General features: G+C 67.0%; 19 protein-coding genes and 1 pseudogene. 16 read left to right on the plus strand and 4 right to left on the minus strand.

The features are described 5' to 3' along the window. The first annotated feature begins 101 nt into the window (after positions 1 to 101). A complete protein-coding gene (locus JYA52_RS03180) occupies positions 102 to 1,010 on the plus strand; it encodes an LssY C-terminal domain-containing protein (RefSeq protein ID WP_205651696.1) in 909 nt (302 codons plus the stop codon). Between the two features lie 112 nt (positions 1,011 to 1,122). On the opposite strand, the gene JYA52_RS03185 is transcribed toward JYA52_RS03180, so the two are convergent. Next, on the minus strand, positions 1,123 to 1,848 hold the full coding sequence (locus tag JYA52_RS03185) for an HNH endonuclease family protein (RefSeq protein ID WP_205651697.1): 726 nt from the start codon (positions 1,846 to 1,848) through the stop codon (positions 1,123 to 1,125). Positions 1,849 to 2,073: 225 nt separating this feature from the next. Between JYA52_RS03185 and JYA52_RS03190 the strand changes: the two genes are divergently transcribed. The 3 genes from JYA52_RS03190 (at position 2,074) to JYA52_RS03200 (ending at position 4,936) form a co-directional block, all read left to right on the plus strand. Further along, entirely contained in the window at positions 2,074 to 2,634 is a 561-nt protein-coding gene (locus JYA52_RS03190; RefSeq protein WP_205651698.1) for a dihydrofolate reductase family protein, read from the plus strand. A 63-nt stretch (positions 2,635 to 2,697) separates the two neighbouring features. Then, positions 2,698 to 3,357: an NAD(P)H-binding protein gene (locus JYA52_RS03195; protein WP_205651699.1), complete on the plus strand. Its 660-nt coding sequence runs from the start codon at positions 2,698 to 2,700 to the stop codon at positions 3,355 to 3,357. Between the two features lie 7 nt (positions 3,358 to 3,364). Continuing rightward, entirely contained in the window at positions 3,365 to 4,936 is a 1,572-nt protein-coding gene (locus JYA52_RS03200; protein ID WP_205651700.1) for a Na+/H+ antiporter, read from the plus strand. 73 nt (positions 4,937 to 5,009) lie between these two features. On the opposite strand, the gene JYA52_RS03205 is transcribed toward JYA52_RS03200, so the two are convergent. Then, positions 5,010 to 6,212, minus strand: a complete 1,203-nt coding sequence (locus tag JYA52_RS03205) for an ROK family transcriptional regulator (RefSeq protein WP_205651701.1) — start codon at positions 6,210 to 6,212, stop codon at positions 5,010 to 5,012. Between the two features lie 228 nt (positions 6,213 to 6,440). Between JYA52_RS03205 and JYA52_RS03210 the strand changes: the two genes are divergently transcribed. The 5 genes from JYA52_RS03210 to JYA52_RS03230 all read left to right on the plus strand — a co-directional run bounded on the left by JYA52_RS03210 (position 6,441) and on the right by JYA52_RS03230 (position 12,528). Next, complete coding sequence (locus JYA52_RS03210) at positions 6,441 to 7,748, plus strand: ABC transporter substrate-binding protein (protein ID WP_307869295.1); 1,308 nt, start codon at positions 6,441 to 6,443, stop codon at positions 7,746 to 7,748. A 26-nt stretch (positions 7,749 to 7,774) separates the two neighbouring features. After that, positions 7,775 to 8,728 (plus strand): carbohydrate ABC transporter permease, encoded by a 954-nt coding sequence (locus tag JYA52_RS03215; RefSeq protein WP_205651702.1) that lies wholly within the window; start codon positions 7,775 to 7,777, stop codon positions 8,726 to 8,728. After that, on the plus strand, positions 8,728 to 9,636 hold the full coding sequence (locus JYA52_RS03220; protein ID WP_205651703.1) for a carbohydrate ABC transporter permease: 909 nt from the start codon (positions 8,728 to 8,730) through the stop codon (positions 9,634 to 9,636). Before JYA52_RS03215 ends, JYA52_RS03220 begins: the two co-directional genes overlap by 1 nt. Positions 9,637 to 9,688: 52 nt before the next feature. Next, the gene (locus JYA52_RS03225; protein ID WP_205651704.1) at positions 9,689 to 11,407 is read left to right on the plus strand and encodes a glycoside hydrolase family 13 protein; all 1,719 of its coding nucleotides are present in this window, start codon (positions 9,689 to 9,691) and stop codon (positions 11,405 to 11,407) included. A 140-nt stretch (positions 11,408 to 11,547) separates the two neighbouring features. Further along, positions 11,548 to 12,528 (plus strand): aldo/keto reductase, encoded by a 981-nt coding sequence (locus JYA52_RS03230; RefSeq protein ID WP_205651705.1) that lies wholly within the window; start codon positions 11,548 to 11,550, stop codon positions 12,526 to 12,528. A 93-nt stretch (positions 12,529 to 12,621) separates the two neighbouring features. Here the strand turns inward: JYA52_RS03230 and JYA52_RS03235 are convergent, their stop codons facing one another. Beyond that, positions 12,622 to 13,545 (minus strand): TauD/TfdA dioxygenase family protein, encoded by a 924-nt coding sequence (locus JYA52_RS03235; protein ID WP_205651706.1) that lies wholly within the window; start codon positions 13,543 to 13,545, stop codon positions 12,622 to 12,624. Positions 13,546 to 13,605: 60 nt separating this feature from the next. Next, positions 13,606 to 14,637 carry an ABC transporter substrate-binding protein gene (locus JYA52_RS03240; protein ID WP_205651707.1) on the minus strand — a complete coding sequence of 344 codons (1,032 nt, stop codon included), beginning with the start codon at positions 14,635 to 14,637 and terminating at the stop codon, positions 13,606 to 13,608. A gap of 348 nt (positions 14,638 to 14,985) precedes the next feature. Here JYA52_RS03240 and JYA52_RS03245 point away from each other — a divergent pair, with 348 nt between their 5' ends. The 7 genes and pseudogenes from JYA52_RS03245 to JYA52_RS22355 form a co-directional block, all read left to right on the plus strand. Then, on the plus strand, positions 14,986 to 15,849 hold the full coding sequence (locus JYA52_RS03245) for an HpcH/HpaI aldolase/citrate lyase family protein (RefSeq protein WP_205651708.1): 864 nt from the start codon (positions 14,986 to 14,988) through the stop codon (positions 15,847 to 15,849). 27 nt (positions 15,850 to 15,876) lie between these two features. Further along, entirely contained in the window at positions 15,877 to 16,824 is a 948-nt protein-coding gene (locus JYA52_RS03250) for a DUF2797 domain-containing protein (protein ID WP_205651709.1), read from the plus strand. 34 nt (positions 16,825 to 16,858) lie between these two features. Continuing rightward, positions 16,859 to 17,083: a DUF3188 domain-containing protein gene (locus JYA52_RS03255; RefSeq protein WP_205651710.1), complete on the plus strand. Its 225-nt coding sequence runs from the start codon at positions 16,859 to 16,861 to the stop codon at positions 17,081 to 17,083. Positions 17,084 to 17,127: 44 nt separating this feature from the next. Beyond that, positions 17,128 to 17,589, plus strand: coding sequence for an FAS1-like dehydratase domain-containing protein (locus JYA52_RS03260; RefSeq protein ID WP_078027338.1), 462 nt, complete (start codon positions 17,128 to 17,130; stop codon positions 17,587 to 17,589). A gap of 2 nt (positions 17,590 to 17,591) precedes the next feature. Next, positions 17,592 to 18,029, plus strand: a complete 438-nt coding sequence (locus JYA52_RS03265) for a MaoC family dehydratase (protein ID WP_205651711.1) — start codon at positions 17,592 to 17,594, stop codon at positions 18,027 to 18,029. 14 nt (positions 18,030 to 18,043) lie between these two features. Then, positions 18,044 to 19,312, plus strand: coding sequence for an MFS transporter (locus tag JYA52_RS03270; protein ID WP_205651712.1), 1,269 nt, complete (start codon positions 18,044 to 18,046; stop codon positions 19,310 to 19,312). Between the two features lie 58 nt (positions 19,313 to 19,370). Beyond that, a pseudogene (locus JYA52_RS22355) lies at positions 19,371 to 19,510 on the plus strand (UDP-N-acetylmuramate dehydrogenase); the annotation flags it as partial.

The following is a 19,510-nucleotide window of genomic DNA, read 5'->3' on the forward strand; positions in this document are numbered from 1 at the left end:
GGGACCATGGTGCAGCACTGGGTTGTCATCGACCCGCGCAAACGTGCCCAGGGATGACAGAGTATTCATGGTGACGATCCGGCAAAGGAGGAGAACGGGCAGTGACGTCGGGTGAAGTTAATCGGCCCGCTCCGGCCGAACCGGACCATTCCCGGCCGGAGAGCCGGACGGAACGCAGGCAGAGCCGCTGGGCCACCGTGCTGGCGGTGCTTCAAAGGGTGCTGTACGGGGCCATTACGGTCGCAGTGGGCTGGGCGGTCTACTACTTCCTGCTGGCACGCCTGGCGCAGGGCCCTGAACAGGTGTGGGTGTTCCTGCCCGTGTGGCTGATCCTGGCCTATGCGCTGTTGCCGCGCATCCACAAGATTCTCAGCAGCCTCTACATCCCGGATTACTTCATTGGCCGCACGCGCACCGGTGACGGGGTGCTCGGTGATCCGGTCAATCTCGCGGTCATCGGTCCGGCGGAGGAACTGCGGCACGCCATGATCACGGCGGGATGGGTGGAGGCTGACCCCGTTACTCCCGGCACTGCCTGGCGGACCCTTGAATCGACCGTTCTGGGACGCAGTTATCCGGCCGCGCCGGTGAGTTCCCTGTACGTGTTCGGGAACAGGCAGGACATGGCGTTCCAGCGGGAGATCGAGGGGAATCCCCGCAAGAGGCATCATGTCCGGTTCTGGAAATGTCCGGAGGGCTGGATGCTGCCCGGAGGACTCGCGGTGGACTGGGTGGGCGCCGGCACGTACGACCGCAGCGTCGGGCTGTCCCTCTTCACCTTCCAGATCACCCACAAAATCGCCGACCGGACCGACGAAGAGCGGGACTTCATCATCGAAACCCTTCGGGCGGCCAACGCCGTGGAATCAGTGCACGTGATCCGGAACTTCTCCTCCGGCTACCACCACCGCAACGGCGGCGGTGACGCCATCCGCACAGACGGCCACCTTCCGATCATCGACCTCAACCCGACAGGCCGGCCGGTGCAGGCGCCAGGTGCCCCGGCGTGAAGGTGCCGGCATGAAAAGGCCCCGCGCCGCCGTCGGGCAGCGCGGGGCCGTTCTCCCTCCACCGGTAAGCCCGGGCAGGAAGCCCTGGCCTTACCGGCAGCGGCGGGAACCCCTATACCCTGGTGACGCTGACGCGCACATTCGGGCAGGAGTCCGCGTAGCGGACCAGCGCGGCCTTCTCCACGCTGTCCACCCGCAGGCCCCACCGGATCTTTACCGCAATCCACTGGCCGATGTAGGCGCAGCGGTTCGCGGGAGGCATCCAGGATTCCGGGCCCCTGGCCTGCTTGGCGGAGTTCAGCGCCGCCGTCAGCGCGTTCAGGGAACGGGAGTCGCCGAGGTCGTTGTAGAACGCAACCCGCCGCGCCTGGGACCAGTACCGCGCCCCCGAACCCCACGCCTCATGGACCGGCACGGTGTGGTCGATCTCCACGGCCGACGCGGAGGAGTGGACCCGGTTGTCCCAAGGGGAGACCCAGCGGCCGGTGCGCAAGGTGCACCGCCGCGCCGTCGTGTAGGTCACGGCCGACTTTGTCTCCTGAAGGAGAACTTCGGCCCTGGTGTTCTGGCAGTCGCGGTTGGTGTCATTCCAGTAGCCGAAGTAACGGTTCCTGTCGTACCCGGCGTTGTTCTCGGCTGCCACCGCAAGCGACCGGGCGGCGGTCCGCAGCGGCGCCGAATAATAGGAGGCGGCCTCTGCGGGGACAGCCACCCCGGCGAGCAGCAGGCCGCCCGCCACGGCGGACGCGGCAAGGGACCTGCCCCAGACGGCGGGGCTGATGGATGCGGCGAGTGATGCCGCCCGTTTTCGGACGTGCTTGAACCGGCCTGCCGGCATGATTCCCCCAAGAAAGGCTCGTGAAGAGTGGCGCAACGATTGATGCGAACACCAGCATTACAGCCGCGGCTGCCCCGGACCTGAATCTTGACGAGGTCTTGAGGCAATCCTGTGCCATTGCTGCGACTGGCCCCGAAAACCCCGAAGCATTGTCATCCTGCCGCGGGAGATCTAGGGTCGGGAGCCTAGGCTCGGACTGCATCAGGCATACACGGGAGGCCCGTCATGGCCAAACTGATCTACTCGTTCATCATGTCCCTCGACGGCTACGTGGCTGACCGTGACGGCCGTTTCGACTGGGGCGAACCGGACGAGGAAGTGCACACCTTCGTCAACGGGCTCCAGCGCGGGATCGGCACCTATCTGTTCGGGCGGCGCCTCTATGAGGTGATGGTGGCGTGGGAAGACCCCTCCGCCTTCGCGCAGGAACCTCCCTACATCCAGGACTTTGCTGAGCTCTGGAAGGCGGCTGACAAGGTGGTGTTCTCCCGGACACTGGACAGGCCGTCCAGCGAGCGGACCCGCATCGAGCGGGAGTTCGACGCCGACGCTGTCAGGCAGCTCAAGGCGGATGCCGGGCAGGACCTGGCCGTGGGCGGCCCGGAGCTCGCCGCCTCCGCCATCCGGACAGGCCTGGTGGACGAATTCCAGATGTTCATCTCGCCCGTAGCGGTGGGAGGCGGCAAAAAGTACCTCCCCGACGACGTCCGCCTGCGCCTTGAGCTGTTGGAAGAACGGCGCTTCGGCAACGGCGTCGTGTTCCTCCGCTACGCCAACCGCACCTGACGCGTACGGCTGCGTCCCAGCGTGCGGCTGGGACGCAGCCGCACGCTGGGACAGAATGGGGGCATGACCCGTATCGCAATCATCGGCGGCCACGGCAAAGTGGCCCTCCAGCTGTCCGCCCTGCTCACAGACGAGGGGCACAGCGTCACGTCCTTCATCCGCAACCCCGACCACGCCGCCGACGTCGCAGCCACCGGTGCGTCGCGGTCGGTCCTTGACGTGGAAAATTCGACGACGGCGGAAATCGCCGCCGCGCTCCGGAACCACGACGCCGTGGTCTGGTCAGCCGGCGCCGGGGGAGGAAACCCGCAGCGCACCTACGCGGTGGACCGCGACGCCGCCATCCGTTCCATGGACGCCGCTGTGGAGGCCGGCGTGAACCGCTACGTCATGGTTTCCTACTTCGGCGCCGGCCCGGACCACGGTGTGCCCGCGGACCACAGCTTCCATGCCTATGCGGAGGCCAAGGCCGCGGCGGACGAATACCTCCGCGGCTCCGGGCTTTCCTGGACCATCCTGGGGCCCGGTTCGCTGACGGACGGACCCGGCAACGGACTGATCGACGTGGACCCGTCCGACGCCTCCTCCGGCACCCAGACGTCGCGGGCAAACGTGGCGATCGTCGCCGCGGCCGTGCTGGACCTGCCCGGCTGCGCCGGAAGGACCATCGAATTCCGGGACGGCACCCTGCCGGTTTCGGCCGCGCTTGAACCGGTGAAGTAAGGGGCATATGGACCAGCTGGCACTCATCGTCGGACTCCTGCTCGCCACCGTGGTGGCCGTGGGCCTGGGGGACCGGCTGCGCCTGCCGTACCCGGTCCTGATGCTCCTCCTGGCCGTGGCCCTGACGTTCATCCCGGGATTCCCGGACCTGGAGATTCCGCCCGAGCTGATCCTGCCGATCTTCCTGCCGCCGCTGCTGTTTGCCACGGCCCAGCGCAGCTCCTGGGCGGTCTTCCGGGTCCGGTGGCGCACCCTCATCATGCTCGCGGTGGCCCTTGTGGTGATATCCACGGCTGTGGTGGCCGGCGCTGCGTGGCTCATGATCCCGGGGATCGGCATCCCCGCGGCCATCGCGCTGGGCGCCATGGTGGCCCCGCCGGATCCGGTTGCGGTGGAGTCTGTTGCCGGCCGCGTCCACATGCCTCGGCGCCTGATCACGGTGCTGCAGAGCGAAGGCCTGTTCAACGACGCCGCGGCCATCGTCATCTTCCAGGCGGCCCTTGCCGCGGCTGTTGAAGGCACCAAAATAGGGCCCGACGTCGTCCTGAAGTTCGTGGTGGGAGCGGCACTTGCCGTCGTGGTGGGCATCGCCATGGGCTGGCTGACGTCGCTGATCACCCGGCTGGTGGCCTCCATGGTCGCGCGGAGCGCGGTTACCCTGGTGGTGCCGTTTGCCGCCTACATCCTGGCGGAGGAATTCCATGCATCCGGTGTGATCGCCGTGGTGGTCACCGCCCTGGAAATGCAGCGGCACGCCCGGCCGCAGGACGCCGCCGAGCGGGTCACGCGAACGGCGTTCTGGGACGTGGTGGAGCTCCTTGTCACCGGGCTGGCCTTTGGCCTCGTGGGGCTCGAAATCCAGGACGTCATCCGCACGGAGGGCTCGGCGGTCCTCGGCATGGTGGGGACGGCGGTTGTGGTCTGCATCCTGGTCTTCGCGGTGCGGTTCGGCTGGCTGGGGCTGCTGGCGCTGTCCGCCCGCAAGCGGAAGAACGTGCTGCAGCCGACCTCCGCAAAAGAGGTTCTGATCCTGACCTGGTGCGGCATGCGCGGCCTCGCCACGCTGGCCCTTGCGCTGGCGCTTCCGCTGACCCTCGCGGACGGCACGCCGTTCCCGGCCCGGGACCAGCTGCTCGTCATAGCGTGCGCGGTGCTGCTGGCCACGCTGGTGCTGCCCGGGCTGACCCTGCCATGGCTGATGAAGGTCCTGAAGGCCTCCCAGGACGGCACGGAGGAGCGGGATGCGGCGCGGGTCCTGGCCCGCCGTGCTCAGGCGGCGGCCGTGGCGGCCCTGAAGGACCACGAGCTGGTGAAGGAGCTGCCGCCGGAGAAGGTGGCCCTGGTGAAGGAGAAAATGACCAGGCTCCACGCCGAGCTGCTGGACGGCAGCCTCCGCAATGAGAGCCTGGCCGAGAAGCGCGAGCGGGGGAGGGAGCTGGCCATCACCGTCCAGACCATCGCCTTGGACGCCGCGCGCCAGGAGGTCGTGGCGGCCCGCAATGAGCCGGACACGGACCCCGAGGTGGCCGACAGGGTGCTCCGGCAGCTCGACCTGCGGACCATGATCATGCCGGAGTAGGACAGCCCCGGAGCAGAACGCGCTGTTTGGGGGGGTGTGGTTGGCGGTGGTCTGCAGGTGCCCGCGACGTGGGTTAGGCCGGCAGGGACAGTTCCAGGTCCAGGCTGTTTTTCTCCACGTAGTCCAGGGCGCACCTGACGGCTCCCACGGTCACGATTGAGTCACCCAGTGGGGACACGGCCAACCTCGGCGGCGTGACGGTGAACTTCTTGAGCCGCTCGGCGATGTCCTCCAGCAGCACCCCGGCGGAGTTTGCCACGGCACCGCCGATGACCACCAGCTCGGGGTTGATGACAGTGGCGACCGGTGCGATCACGCGTGCCATCCGGTCGGCCAGCCGGTCCAGGATCTTCAAGGCAACGGCGTCGCCCGCAGCTGCAGCGGCGAATACATGTTCCGCTTCGGGGCCTTCGGCGGCATGCGCTCGGAGCGAGGTTTTAGCCTTGCCCGCGAGGGCCTCGGCGGCCCAGACCCGGGCCAGGGTGGCAATGCCGTAGGTGTCTCCCACGCCTTCCACCATGTCGAGGAATGCGAATTCGCCGGCGCCGCCGCCCACGCCGTGCAGCAGGCGCCCGTCGTCGATGACCCCGGAACCAAAGCGCTCACTGGCCAGGATGACCACGACGTCGTCCACGCCGGCGGCCGCGCCGCGCCAGCGGTCTCCCAGCGCGGCCAGGTTGGCGTCGTTTTCGAGGAGTACCGTCCACCCGCGGAGGTCCCGGAGCGCCGCCTTGAGCCCGACGTCGAACAGCCCCCAGAAGTGCTGGGTGACGAGAACGTCCCCGTTGCGGTCCACCGGCGCGGCGATGCCCGCGCAGACGGCGAGCACCGACTCAGGCGAGGCGCCCACACTGTGCAGCGCCATCATGGCCGTGCGGTCAATGACCGCGATGCGTTCCTCGGCCGGGATCTCGGCGCCGGCGAACGGCTGGCTGGACCGCCCCAGCGCTTTTCCGCGGAGATCGGACACCACCACGGTGGCCTTGGAGATGCCCACGTCCATGCCAAGCACGTAGCCGGCGCGCTCGTTGAGCTCGAACCGGCGCGCCGGCCGTCCCTTTTGGTAGCCGCCGAAGGCCCGCTGGTTCTCCAGCTCCGTGATCCAGCCGCGCTCCATGAGGTCCTCGCACACGGAGATGGCTGTGGCCCGCGTGAGCCCCGTGGCCTGCATGACTTCGGTGACGGTCACTGCCTGGGAGGCGCGCATGAAGTCCAGGACAGCTCCGGCACTCACCCGCCGCAACAGCTGGGGCGTTGCCGCCGTCATCTCAGACATGGTGTTGACCTCCTTGTGCTTTTCACCACATAATACTTGAGGAACTAAATTTAGATCCAAAATAAACTTAGAGCATGGTGGGCCGGACGGCCGCCGACCACTGGCTTTTCTTCCAGTCCTTCACCCAGCCTTTTGCAAAGGAGCAACCGTGAACAGCATCCTGAAGCACTGCCCGCCCGGACCCCAGCCCCAGCAGCCCCGCCACGCCCGCTCGTCGGTTTCCGCCCTGTGAACGCGGACGCTCTTGGCAGAACCGCCCCGCTGAGCAGGCGCGCGCTGCTGAAGGCCGCCGGCCTTGCCGGCGCCGCCGCCATGCTTCCGCTCACCGGGTGCGGCGCCACGCCCAGCACGCAGAACGGGGTCACCACCCTGCGGTTCATGCAGAACAAGCCCGAGGTCGTGGCCTACTTCAACCAGGTCATCAAGGACTTCGAAGCCCTGAACCCGGACATCCGCGTGATCCAGGACTTCAACGAAGGCAACTTCGTGCCCGGACTGGTGCGCAACGATCCGCCGGACGTGGTGACCCGCGGCTTCGCGCAGGCCACCGCCGACTTCGTCCGCAAAGGCGTCTTTGCCGACCTGTCCGACATGCCCGTGGCCGCCTCGATTGACCCCAAGATCCAGGACCTGGTCAGCTCCTGGGGGCAGTACAACGGCAACGAAACCAGCGCCCTGCCGTTCTCCCTGGCCGCAGCGGGCGTCATCTACAACCGGGACATTTTCGCGGCCCAGGGGGTGCAGGTTCCCACCACGTGGGACGAGTTCATGGCCGCGTGCGAAACATTCAAGGCAGCCGGCATCACGCCCATCTACGGAACGTTCAAGGACAACTGGACCCTGGGGCAGGGCATGTTCGACTACGTTGCCGGCGGCATGCTCGACGTGGGGGACTTCTTCTCGAAGCTCACCGCACGGGGAGCCAACATCACCCAGGGTGCCCCGGAGTCCTTCACCAGCAATTTCGGCCCGGCACTGCCCAAGATGCTGCAGCTGGCGGCCTTCTCACAGAACGGCGCAGCCAGCAAGAACTACGCTGACGGCAACGCCGCATTCGCGAAGGGGCAGGCAGCCATGTACCTGCAGGGCCCGTGGGCGCTCTCCCAGCTGGTGGCAGCCAACAAGAACGTCCGGCTCGGGTCCTTCCCGCTGCCGGTCACCAACAACCCCGCGGACACCAAAGCCCGCGTGAACGTGGACATGGCGCTTTCCATCACCCGGAACACCCCGAACATGGCCGCGGCGCAGCGGTTCGTCAGCTACCTGCTCGAACCGTCAGTGGTGAATACCTACAACGAGAAGAACGCCGCGTTCTCACCCCTCAAGGACGCTCCCGCCGTCGAAAATCCCCAGATCACCGGCCTGAGCGCCTCGGTCACCGAGGGGCGCTACTACCAGGGAGCCACCACGTACTTCCCGCCGTCGGTGCCGCTGTACAACTACGTGCAGTCCTTCGTGTACGGCAAGAACGGCCAGCAGTTCCTCGCCGCCCTCGACGACGAATGGCGCCGGGTCGCCGAGCGCACCGCGGTCTGACCCCCACCCCGATTTCAGGAGCCCCAATGACTATCACTTCCCGGGTGGCCCAGACAGCCCGTCCCGCAGGACGCCAGAACCCGACCTCCGCCTCCGAAAAGACCGGAACGTTCCGGTCCAAGAACACCATCGATCCCACGTACTACTGGATGGTTCTGCCGGTCCTGGCACTGTTCGCCTTCTTCATCACCCTGCCGGCACTCGTGGGCGTCTTCTTCAGCCTCACGAACTATGCCGGCTACGGCGACTGGAAGTTCATCGGACTGTCCAACTACGTCAACATCTTCAAGGACCCGGCGGTCCTGCAGTCCTATGTCTTCACGTTCGTTTTCGCCCTGACCACCACCGTGGTGGTGAACGTTGTGGCGCTGGCCATCGCACTCGGCCTGAACGCGAAGATCAAGTGGCGCACCGGCATCCGCACCGTGTTCTTCATCCCCATGGTGCTGTCCGCCCTGATCGTGTCCTTCGTCTTCAACTACCTTTTCTCCAACTCCCTGCCGGTGCTGATGGAACGGCTTGGCTACACACCCCTGGCCACCAGCATCCTGGCCAACGAGAACCTCGCCTGGATCGCCATTGTGCTGGTCACGGTCTGGCAGGCAGCCCCCGGCGCCACCATCATTTACCTGGCGGGCCTGCAGAGCGTGCCCTCCGAGGTGTATGAAGCCGCGGACCTGGACGGTGCCGGCAGCTTCCGGCAGTTCCTGAGCCTCACGCTCCCGCTGATCATGGGGTACCTGGTGATCAATGTGATCCTCGGGTTCAAGGGCTTTCTGGGCACCTACGAGATCATCGTGGGCCTCACCGGCGGCGGCCCCGGCATGGCGACGCAGTCCGTGGCCATGCGCATCTTCTCCGGCTTCACCGGCGGGGACTACTCCTACCAGATGGCCAACGCGGTCATCTACTTCCTGATCACCTTGCTGATCTCCGTCATCCAGCTGCGCCTCATCCAGCGCCGGGGGGTTTCTCTCTAATGACCGCATCCACACTTTCCAAACCGGTGAACAACACGAACCCGCCCCGCCGGAAGAACTTGTCCGGCAGGACCCGCAAGTCCAGCCGCGAAGGCTACAAGGTCAACTGGTGGCTCACCGCGCTGATGCTGGTGGCCTCCCTGACAGTCCTGCTGCCGCTGTACTTCACCGTGGCCATGGCCCTGAAATCCCCGGACCAGATCGGCGGGACAGGCCTGGCCTGGCCGAACCCGATGAACTGGGAGAACTTCGCCGCAGCGTATGTGGCCACCAACTTCCCGCGGGCCTTCATGTCCACCGCCTTCGTCACGGTCTTCAGCGTCCTGGGATCCCTGGCCTGCAGCTCCCTCGTGGCCTACGCCATCGCACGGAACTGGAACCGGAAGTTCTTCCGCGGGTCCTTCGTGTACCTGCTGTCGGCCATGTTCATCCCGTTTCCGGTGATCATCCTGCCGCTGATCAAGCAGACGGCACTCCTAGGGCTGGACAACCCCGCAGGCGTCGTGTTCCTGCACGTGCTCGGCGGCATCTCCTTCAACACCCTGCTCTACATCGCGTTCGTCCGCTCCATCCCGGTGGAGCTGGAGGAATCGGCCCGCATGGACGGCGCCACCACCTGGCAGGTGTTCCGCAAGATCATCTTCCCGCTGCTGGCCCCCATGAACGCCACCGTAGGCATCTTCGCCTTCCTCGGCTCGTGGAACGACTTCCTGCTGCCGCAGATGATGATCGCCGACCCCGCCCTGCAGACCCTGCCCGTCGTGCAGATGCTCTTCCAGGGCGAGTTCAACACCAACTACAGCCTCGCATTCGCGTCGTACCTGATGGCCATGGCACCCACACTGGTGGTTTACATCCTGGCCCAGCGTTGGGTACTGTCCGGAGTCATGCGCGGGGCCGTCAAGTAGACCTAACAATCCACCCAGCAACAACCCCAACCACAAGTAAAGGAATCATCCCTTGTCCACCACTGCCACACTGGCAACCCTGTCCGATTCCGACCGTCTGGCCGATCCGAACTGGTGGCGCCAGGCATCTGTCTACCAGATCTACCCGCGCAGCTTCTCCGACTCCAACGGGGATGGCCTGGGTGACATCAAGGGCATCACCGCCAAGGTTCCGTACCTGAAGTCGCTGGGAATCGACGCTGTCTGGCTGAGCCCGTTCTACCCCTCGGCGCTCGCCGACGGCGGCTACGACGTCGACGACTACCGGGACGTGGACCCGAAACTCGGCACACTGGAGGACTTCGACGAGATGGCGGCGGCCCTGCACGCTGCGGGCATCAAGCTGATCGCGGACATCGTCCCGAACCATTCCTCGGACCGGCACGAATGGTTCAGGGAGGCCCTCGCGTCCCCGAAGGGCTCCGCCGCGCGGGACCGCTACATCTTCCGTGACGGCAAGGGCCCGAACGGCGAGTTCCCGCCGTCGGACTGGGACTCCGTCTTTGGCGGTTCCGCCTGGGAGCGCATCACCGAACCGGACGGCACGCCCGGCCAGTGGTACATGCACATCTTCGCCAAGGAACAGCCGGACCTGAACTGGGCCAACCGGGAAATCCGTGACGACTTCCTCAAGACCCTGCGTTTCTGGTCCGACCGCGGCGTGGACGGCTTCCGTGTGGACGTCGCGCACGCCCTGACCAAGGACCTCACCGAGCCGCTGCTGTCCAAGCTGGAACTGAGTGCAGCCAACACCGGCACGGACGGGTTCAACGACGGTTCACACCCGTTCTGGGACCGCGATGAGGTCCACGAGGTCTACGCGGAATGGCGCGAGGTGTTCAACGAGTACAACCCGCCGCGCACCGCGGTGGCCGAGGCCTGGGTGCACGCCACCCGCCGGGCCCGGTACGCCAGCCCTGAGGGACTGGGCCAGGCCTTCAACTTCGACCTCCTGCAGGCCGACTTTGACGCCGAGGAATTCAAGGAAATCATCACCCGCAACCTGGCCGAGGCCGCCGCCACCGGAGCCTCCTCCACCTGGGTTTTCTCGAACCACGACGTCGTCCGGCACGCCACCCGCTACGGCCTGCCCAAGGGAACCAAGGGCACGAAGGGCACGCCCGCCAAGGGCCAGGACGGCAAGGCCTGGCTGCTGGCCGGCGGCCCCAAGGCGGACCTGGACGTGGAGCTCGGCGAGCGCCGCGCCCGCGCCGCAACCCTGCTGATGCTCGCCGTGCCCGGGTCGGCCTACCTGTACCAGGGCGAGGAACTGGGCCTGCAGGAAGTCGCCGAAATCCCGGAATCCGAGCGCCAGGACCCCTCGTTCTTCCGCAACAGGGGCGTGGAAGTGGGCCGTGACGGCTGCCGCGTGCCGCTGCCGTGGAAGGTTGAAGGGACCTCCTTCGGCTTCGGCGACGGCCGTGCGCACCTGCCGCAGCCGGACTGGTTCAGCAAGCACGCAGTCGAGGCGCAGGAGGGCACCGAGGGCTCCACCCTCGAGCTGTACCGTACGGCGCTGAAGCTGCGCCGCGAACTGCAGGCTGCGGAAGAGCTGGAATGGATTGAAACCGGCAACCCGGAGGTCCTGCACTTCAGCCGCCCCGGCGGCTGGCACTCCGTCACCAACTTCGGCGACACCGCCGTCGAGCTTCCCGCCGGAACCGTGCTGGTCAGCAGCGCCCCGCTGGACGGCGGCAAGCTGCCGGCCAACACCACGGTCTGGCTGCGCTAACCGCAGCCACTGACCGCAGCAGCGAACCGCAGTGAAACCGTGCCGGTGGCGGTGCCCTTAGCCAGGGTGCCGCCACCGGCGCATCTAACCGGCGCATTCAACTGCTGGGACTTCTCCGGCGGAAGTGAAAGAGTGATGCAATGACTGAAGAAACTGCAACGGCTTCCGACCAGGTCAACAGCGGACGGCTGATCTATGGATGCATGGGCCTGGGCGGGAGCTGGTCCACGGCCCCGTACACCATTACCGACGTCGAAACCGCTGCGGCGGCGGTCGAGGCCGCGATGGACATCGGCGTCACGCTGTTCGACCATGCGGACATCTACCGGAACGGAAAATCCGAGGCAGTCTTTGGCGAGGTCCTCGCCGAGTCTCCCGGGCTGAGGGACCGCATCCAGTTGCAGACCAAGTGCGGCATCCGGCTCAACGAGCGGGGCCTGGAGACCCACTACGACCTGAGCGCGGACGCCATCATCGAACGGGTGAACGGCAGCCTGGAACGGCTGCGCACCGACTACGTCGACGTCCTCCTGCTGCACCGCCCCGACCCGCTGATGGACCCCGCGGAGGTGAGCTCCGCCGTCGGGAAGCTGATGGCGGACGGCAAGGTGCGCGCGCTGGGTGTGTCCAACATGTCCGCGGCCCAGATCGAGTTCCTGCAGGACAGCCTCGAGACGCCGGTGATCGCGAACCAGCTCGAACTGAGCCTGCTCAAACGCGACTGGCTGGAGAGCACTGTGCTGGTCAACCACCCGGGCGCCGCGGACTACAGCTTCCCGCACGGCACCCTTGAATACTGTGCCCGGCGGGGGATCACCCTGCAGGCCTACGGTGCCCTGGCGCGGGGTCACTACACCGGCAATCCGCCGGAACGGCCCACGCTTGCCGAAGAGGCCACCGCCCAGCTGCTCTCCGACATGGCACGGGACCGGGAGACCACCCGGGAGGCCGTGCTGCTGGGATGGCTGATGAAGCACCCGGCCGGGATTGCTCCGGTGATCGGCACGGCGAACCCGGACCGGATCCGGGCCTGTGCGGGGGCGTCCAGGGTGGCGCAGAGCATGACCCGTGAGGAGTGGTACCGGCTCTGGATCACGGCCCGCGGGAGCGTCATCCCTTAAACCTGCCTGGCCCAACCAGGTCGCAGTAGATGTCGTCAACCACTCAAAACGACGTTAACTGCGAGCCAGCTGGGCCAGGACGACGGCGGCGCGTCAGTTCAGCGGCGCAACCTCCGAGTATGTGGACGAGTCGCCCTTCAGCGCCTGGCTCGGGGTGCCGTCCACGCTCACTGGAATGTCCCCGGCGATGGTCACGCGGTTGAGCTTGCGCGGCTGGCCGTCGTAGTTGTCCGGGGCGTAGTGCTGGGTGATCCTGTTGTCGAACAGCACCAGCTGGTTGGGCTCCCAGTTGACCCGCACCACGTTCTCGGGCCGCGTGACGTAGGCCTGGAGCAGCCGGATGATGTCCCTGGACTCCGTGTTGGACAGCCCGACGATCCGCAGGCGCTGCGCGAAGCCCCCAATGAACAATCCGCGCTCGCCGGTCAGCGGGTGGACGCGCACCACCGGGTGGGCAGTCTCGAACTTGAGCCGGGTGAACTCCTTGCGGCGCTCCTCGGCATTGGCGTGCTCCAGGTTCTTGGGCACCGAGTAGTCGTAGTCGTTGGTGTGGATGGCCCACAGGGTGTCGGCGAAGTTCCGCAGTTCAGCCGGCAGGTCCCGGTACGCCGCGGCGGACGAAGCGATCAGTGTCTCGCCGCCGTACGCCGGCAGGTCGATGCTGCGCAGCGTGGAGGCCTGCGGCGGGTTGACCACGAACGTGACGTCGGTGTGCCAGTTGTTGGCCGAGCCGTTCTCGCTGTCCACCGGCAGGACGTTTTCCTCGCCTTCCACGGAGGCGACGGTGGGGTGGGCCTTGGTCAGCGGTCCGAAGTGGCTGGCGAATTTCACCTGGGCCTCGTCGGAGCGGATGTTGGCTTCCCGGAAGACGAGCGCCTTGTGTTCGTTCAGCGCCGCGCGGATCTGCGCCACGGTCTCCGCCGGGAGGTCCCCGCTGAGGTCAAGGCCGCGGATCTCGGCGCCGATGCGGGAGCCCAGTTTGGCGAATTCGAGCTTGGTTTCGGTGATGGCGGTCATTGTTCTTCCTTACTGTTGTGTCGCTCTGTTTGTCCCTTGTGGGGCATTACGTGGGATGCGCTACTTGGAGATGAGGCCGTTGAATTCGTTGGTGTAGAGCTTCTTGGGGTCGAGGTCGTCCTTGATGATGCCGACGGACTTGAGGTAGTCATTCCAGCGGGTGAAGTCCTCGTCCTTGATCTCACCCTTGGCGGGCACGCCCACGCTCTTCCAGTACTGCAGCGCGGCCGGGTTCTCATTGCGGCCGCGCTCCTTCAGGATTTTGGTGAAGCGCGCGATCACTTCCTTGCGGGGCGTGGTGCGCTCCCACTCGATCGCCTTCGCCACGGCGGTGGTGAACGTCCTGGTGGTGTTGGGGTTCTGGGCGATGAAATCTTCGCGCAGGACATACGGTCCGCCGGCGAAGCTGCCGAACAGGTCGAAGTCGCTGAAGACGGAGCGCAGCCCGCCGTTGGCGATGGCCCTGTCCTGGAGGATGCTGCCGAGGGAGCCGGCGTCCACCTGCCCGCGGCGGATGGCTTCCTCGGTGTCGTTGGGCGGGACCACGACGAGTTGGACCTGCTTGATTTCCTCTGCGCTGAGCCCGTTCTTGCGGAGGTATGTGTTGATGACTGCCTCCGAATGGGCCCCCAGGGTGTTCACGGCGATCTTTTTGCCGATGAAGTCCCTGGCCGTCTTGATGGGGCTGTCCTCCTTGACGTAGAAGCCGTTGAAGGTCAGCTTGTCCTCGCCGTAGTAGTTGATCACGGCCTTGACCGGTGCCCCGGCCTCGACCAGCTTCACCACGGCCCCGGCAAATGCCCCGCCGAAGTCGGTCTGGCCCGTGGCCGCCGACTGGATGTCCTGCGGGCCGCTGATGGTGTTGCCCACCCAGTTCAGCTTCACGTCGCCCAGGTAGCCCAGGTCCTGCGCCAGTTCGGGAAGTGTCACCGTGTTGGCCCAGCCCTGGTACCGGAGTTCCTTGACCTCGTTGGCGCCCGGCGCGCCGGTGCCGCCTGTGTCATCGCCGGCGGCGCCCCCGCCGCAGCCGGACACCGTCAGGGCGATGACGACGGCGGCCGCAGCACTCAGGATGGTCAGGTGTCGTTTCATGGAGGTTCCTTCGGTGGGTTGGTTCTGTACAGGCGGTTGGCCGCCGGGGTTCTGTGCGGGCGGCTTGGGGCCGTTCCTAGTGGCCGCCGCAGCGGCCGATGGATCGATGTAAGCGCACTTCACGTCCCGGGAAAAGCGCCCGGTTCATGGCGGGAAACCCTTGGAAATCCGCGGAAACACGGCGCAACGGAGGGTCATGAGACCTTCAGTTGCGGCGGATGAAACCCTGTGACGGGCGGTGTGCGGAACTTCCCCGGTGAGCGTAGGATCACGCTTTTGGTCGTATTGATCACCGCCGGAGGCCGGTCATCTTCGCCTTAGCAGGTGAAGGCCAGATACGGTAGATGTATGACGTCTACTTCCACCGCCGAGATCACCCGGCACGAACGCAACATCCCTGCCGAAATCGCCCGTTCGTGGCTGCTGGTCAACGCAATGAAAACCGAGCTCTTCGACCAGTCGGCGGTGTCCCGAGCGGATTCCATCATCCTGGACATCGAGGACGCGGTGGACCCCTCGCAAAAGGACACAGCCCGCGACAACGTGGTGAACTGGCTGACCGGCGGAGGCCAGGCCTGGGTCCGGATCAACGACGCCCTGAGCCCGTTCTGGGCCGACGACCTCGCCGGCCTCCGCGGCACGCCCGGCCTGCTGGGCGTCATGCTGGCCAAGACGGAATCCGCCGACCAGGTCACGGAGAGCTTCCACCGCATGGACGGCAAGACGCCCGTCATCCCGCTCGTGGAGAGCGCCGTCGGCATCGAGGAAGCCAACAACATCGCGAAGGCCCAGGGCGCGTTCCGCCTCGCCTTCGGCTCCGGCGACTTCCGCCGCGACACGGGCATGGCCGCAACCGCCGAAGCCATGGCCTATCCCCGCGCCAAGCTCGTGGTCGCCAGCCGCGTCGGCAACCTGCCCGGGCCCATCGACGGCCCCACCGTCGGCACCAACCACCCGATCCTGCGCGAGCAGACCGGCATCACCGTGATGATGGGCATGACCGGCAAGCTGTGCCTGGCCATTGACCAGACCAGCGTCATCAACGAGGTCATCAGCCCCACACCGTCCGACGTCGCCTGGGCCACCGACTTCATGGCCGACTTCGAAGCCAACGGCCGCGTCATCCGCGACGGCTCCGACCTGCCCCGCCTGGGCCGCGCCGAGAAGATCATGAAGCTCGCGGTAGCCTTTGGGGTGCAGCCGGCGCTGTAGCCCGCACCCGTACCATCAGGAGACCCCGTGACCGATACCCGCTATCTGGTCCACGGGGTCTTTTGGGATGGCCCGCCCGCCGCTTCCGGGAGGTCCGACGGCGGCAGCCCGGTTTTGCGCCTCCAGCAGCTTTCGCCGGGCCACGGGTTCAGCGAGCTACGGCTCCACGCCGGCGCGCGGCTTGGATTCCGGGTCGCGGACGGCGCGAAGCACTGCCTGGGGCACACCAGGGTCTTCTCCGCATCCGAGCGGGAACATGTGCCGTGCCCGGACCGGTTCCCGGCCGCACGGGGCAGCCAGTGCGAGAGCTGCTTCGTGGTGGACGATTCCCGGCTGATCCACGATTTCCACCGCGGCGGCCGCGTGCCGCCGGGGCTGCGGAGCTACCTCATGCAGCCACACTGGCTGTACGTGGCCACGTTCGCCCACGGCGCCAGCAAGATCGGCACGGCATCGCAGCCCCGGAAATGGAACCGGCTGGCCGAGCAGGGTGCCGTGGTCGCCCGGTACGTTGCGCTAGCCGAGGACGGCCGGGTGGTGCGCCTCCTGGAGGACATGGTCACGCGCGAGGCCGGACTGGCCCAGCAGGTCCGCGCCGCCGCGAAAACCGCGGCCTTGACGGACCCGCGGCGCGGGGACGAGCTCGACGAACTGAACCGCCGCCTCGCGGAAAAGGTGCGGTCGCTGCTGGCGGGCACCGCCGTCGGGGGCTTTGAAACGGTGGACGAGCAGTGGGTGCGCCCCGGACAGGCCGCCGGTCTGTGCCAGGCCACACCCCGGCACGCGTATCCACACGACATGGACGGCGGCAGCCACGGCTTCACCCTCGGGGCTCTGTGCGGAAGCCACGGCCTGGCTGCCATTGACGGCTCGGGTCTCGACTTCGTGGTGAACCTGGGGCTGCTGAAGGCGCGCCTGATCGAGCCGGGGGAGTTCAGCTCGGAGGTGCCCGCGGTGCAGGAAGCCCTGTTCTGACGGGTCGGCCGCCGGAACTCGGTAAACTGGCACGGTGCTGAACGAATTCTGGGCCACGGCCCCTGCCTCATACAAAGTCCTGGTATTCAGCGCGATGGGCCTGATCGCTGCGGGCATCATTCTCAACCTCGCAGGAAACGGCACGCACAACCAGGGGCTGATGATCGCCTCGCTGCCGGTAATCGGCCTGGGGCTGGTGTTGCACATCATTGCGCTCGTGGTGCGCGGCCAGCAGGTCCGCAAGAACCTCCGGAAGTAGCCGCCAACTGGGTGGTCCGCGCCGACCCCGATAGGCTTGAGGCCATGACTATCAATCCGGATCTGCAGGGCCGGAGCTACCCTGCCGCAGAGGTGTACGACGTCGGCCGCGAGAAAATCCGCGAGTTCGCCCGGGCCGTCAAGGCCACCCATCCCGCCCACTTTGACGTCGACGCCGCGAAGGGCCTGGGGCACCGCGACCTCGTTGCCCCGCCCACCTTCGCGATCATCATCGCCCAGCGGGCCGACGCGCAGCTGATCGAGGATCCGGAGGCCGGCATCGACTTCTCCCGCGTGGTCCACGCCGACCAGCGCTTCACCCACCACCGCCCCATCTTCGCCGGCGACCGCCTGGTGGCGGAGCTGCACGTTGACGGCGTCCGGGCCATGGGCGGCGGCGCCATGATCACCACCCGAGCCGAGATTTTCGCCCTGACCGACGGGGACGGCCGCGAGCCCGTTTCCACCACGAAGTCATCCATCCTGGTCCGCGGAGAGGGACAGTAACCATGAGCCCCACATTCGAAGAACTCAGCGTCGGCCAGGACATCGGCAGCAGCAGCATCGAGGTGACCCGGCAGGACCTGGTCAAATACGCCGGCGCGTCCGGCGACTTCAACCCCATCCACTGGAACGAGAGTTTCGCCACCAGCGTGGAGCTCCCCGGCGTTATCGCCCACGGCATGTTCACCATGGGTGCTGCCGTGCAGCTGGTGACCGACTGGGCGGGCGACCCGGCCGCCGTCGTCGATTACCAGACCCGCTTCACCAAGCCGGTGCTGGTCACCGACACCACGGGCTCCCCGGAACCCGGCGCGGTGTTCGACGTCAGCGGCACCATCGGTGCGCTCGACGCCGATGCGCGCACCGCACGCGTGGACCTCGCCGTCGTGTTTGACGGACAGAAAGTCCTGATGAAGGCCCAGGCCCTCGTCAAGGTGGCCTGACGCGTGATCGGCTCTTGAGCACCACCTCCGTCCAGGCACCCGAGGTCACGCACTGGCGGAACGCCGTGGTGGTGGCCTACGCCGCCAGCGGCCTCGCTTTCGCCTCATGGGTGGCGCGGCTGCCCGCCATCCGCGACGGGCTGAACCTCACACCCGCGACCATCGGGCTGCTGCTGCTGTGCATGTCGGCCGGGTCGTTTGTGTCTGTGTCCGCCTCCGGGCTGATCGTGCTGCGGCTCGGCTCCAGGCGGACCATCCGAACCGGCAGCATCATGGTGGGCGTCGGGCTCGTCCTGGCGGGATTTGGCACGTCCGTGCTGGCAAGCCCGCTGGCGGTTGCCGCCGGGCTGGTTGTGATCGGCCTCGGCACCGCGAGCTGGAACACCGCGTCCAACATTGAGGGCGCCGCCGTGGAGCGTGCCATGGGACGCCACATCATGCCGCGGCTGCACGGCGCCTTCAGCCTGGGAACGGTCGCCGGTGCCGGACTCGGGGCCTGGGCGGCGGGTGCGGACGTGCCCGTGTTCTGGCACCTCGCTGCCGCCGGGCTGGTCGTGGCGGGTTCGGTGACGACGGCGGCCCGCTGGTTCCGTGCGGACGTCACGCCGGTTGAGCGTGCGGCCCCGTACCGCCCCGACAACTTCGAGGACCCGTCCACCGGACCGATCCCCATCATCCGTCCGGGGACCGAAGACGGCGCGGCGCCGCTGGACAACAAACGCAAGATCGCGCAGGCCTGGCGGGACAAACGGACGCTGCTGCTGGGCGTCATGGTGCTCGGCCTGGCGCTGGCCGAAGGCGCAGCGGGGGACTGGGTGGCGCTCGCCCTCGCCGACGGCCACCACCAGTCCGACGCCGCGGGAGCCGCCGGCTACGGAATCTTCGTCACCTTCATGACCATCGGCCGGTTCGCCGGCACCGTGGTGCTGGACCGGTTCGGCCGCGTTCCCGTGATGCGCTGGTGCTCCGCCCTGGCCGTGGCCGGGCTGGCGCTGTTCGTCTTCGCGCCGGTTCCGTGGATGGCCTACGCCGCGCTGGCCATCTGGGGGATCGGCGCCTCGCTGGGGTTCCCGGTGGGGATGTCCGCCGCCGCCGATGATCCAGCCAAAGCGGCCGCCCGGGTGTCCGTGGTGTCCACCATTGGCTACGGCGCCTTCCTCTGCGGGCCGCCGCTGCTGGGTCTCCTGGCCGAGCACGTCGGGATCCTGCACTCCCTGCTCGCCGTCATGGCGGTCCTCGTGGTGAGCTTCCTGCTGTCGCCGGTAGCGCGGAAACTTCCGTAGCGTCACCCATGGCGGACCGGATAACAGGCACCCCGGCAAACCCGGTTAAGCTGGACAGGTGACTCCCACCATGCTTTCCGACCTGACCACCGCTGCCGTCGGCGGCCCCGCCGGCAACTACATAGAGGCCCGCACGGAAGCGGAGATCATCGAGGCTGTGCGCTCGGCGGACGCCGCAGGGGAGCCGGTCCTGATCAT

The organism is Arthrobacter pascens (genome assembly GCF_017052465.1).
Taxonomy (GTDB): domain Bacteria; phylum Actinomycetota; class Actinomycetes; order Actinomycetales; family Micrococcaceae; genus Arthrobacter; species Arthrobacter pascens.

Coding starts and splice junctions, on each gene's coding strand:
- JYA52_RS03230 (WP_205651705.1), top strand. CDS start 11,548: ATGACTGAAGAAACTGCAACGGCTTCCGACCAGGTCAACAGCGGACGG.
- JYA52_RS03220 (WP_205651703.1), top strand. CDS start 8,728: ATGACCGCATCCACACTTTCCAAACCGGTGAACAACACGAACCCGCCC.
- JYA52_RS03265 (WP_205651711.1), top strand. CDS start 17,592: ATGAGCCCCACATTCGAAGAACTCAGCGTCGGCCAGGACATCGGCAGC.
- JYA52_RS03245 (WP_205651708.1), top strand. CDS start 14,986: ATGACGTCTACTTCCACCGCCGAGATCACCCGGCACGAACGCAACATC.
- JYA52_RS03195 (WP_205651699.1), top strand. CDS start 2,698: ATGACCCGTATCGCAATCATCGGCGGCCACGGCAAAGTGGCCCTCCAG.
- JYA52_RS03240 (WP_205651707.1), bottom strand. CDS start 14,637: ATGAAACGACACCTGACCATCCTGAGTGCTGCGGCCGCCGTCGTCATC.
- JYA52_RS03185 (WP_205651697.1), bottom strand. CDS start 1,848: ATGCCGGCAGGCCGGTTCAAGCACGTCCGAAAACGGGCGGCATCACTC.
- JYA52_RS03190 (WP_205651698.1), top strand. CDS start 2,074: ATGGCCAAACTGATCTACTCGTTCATCATGTCCCTCGACGGCTACGTG.
- JYA52_RS03235 (WP_205651706.1), bottom strand. CDS start 13,545: ATGACCGCCATCACCGAAACCAAGCTCGAATTCGCCAAACTGGGCTCC.
- JYA52_RS03205 (WP_205651701.1), bottom strand. CDS start 6,212: ATGTCTGAGATGACGGCGGCAACGCCCCAGCTGTTGCGGCGGGTGAGT.
- JYA52_RS03200 (WP_205651700.1), top strand. CDS start 3,365: ATGGACCAGCTGGCACTCATCGTCGGACTCCTGCTCGCCACCGTGGTG.
- JYA52_RS03215 (WP_205651702.1), top strand. CDS start 7,775: ATGACTATCACTTCCCGGGTGGCCCAGACAGCCCGTCCCGCAGGACGC.
- JYA52_RS03260 (WP_078027338.1), top strand. CDS start 17,128: ATGACTATCAATCCGGATCTGCAGGGCCGGAGCTACCCTGCCGCAGAG.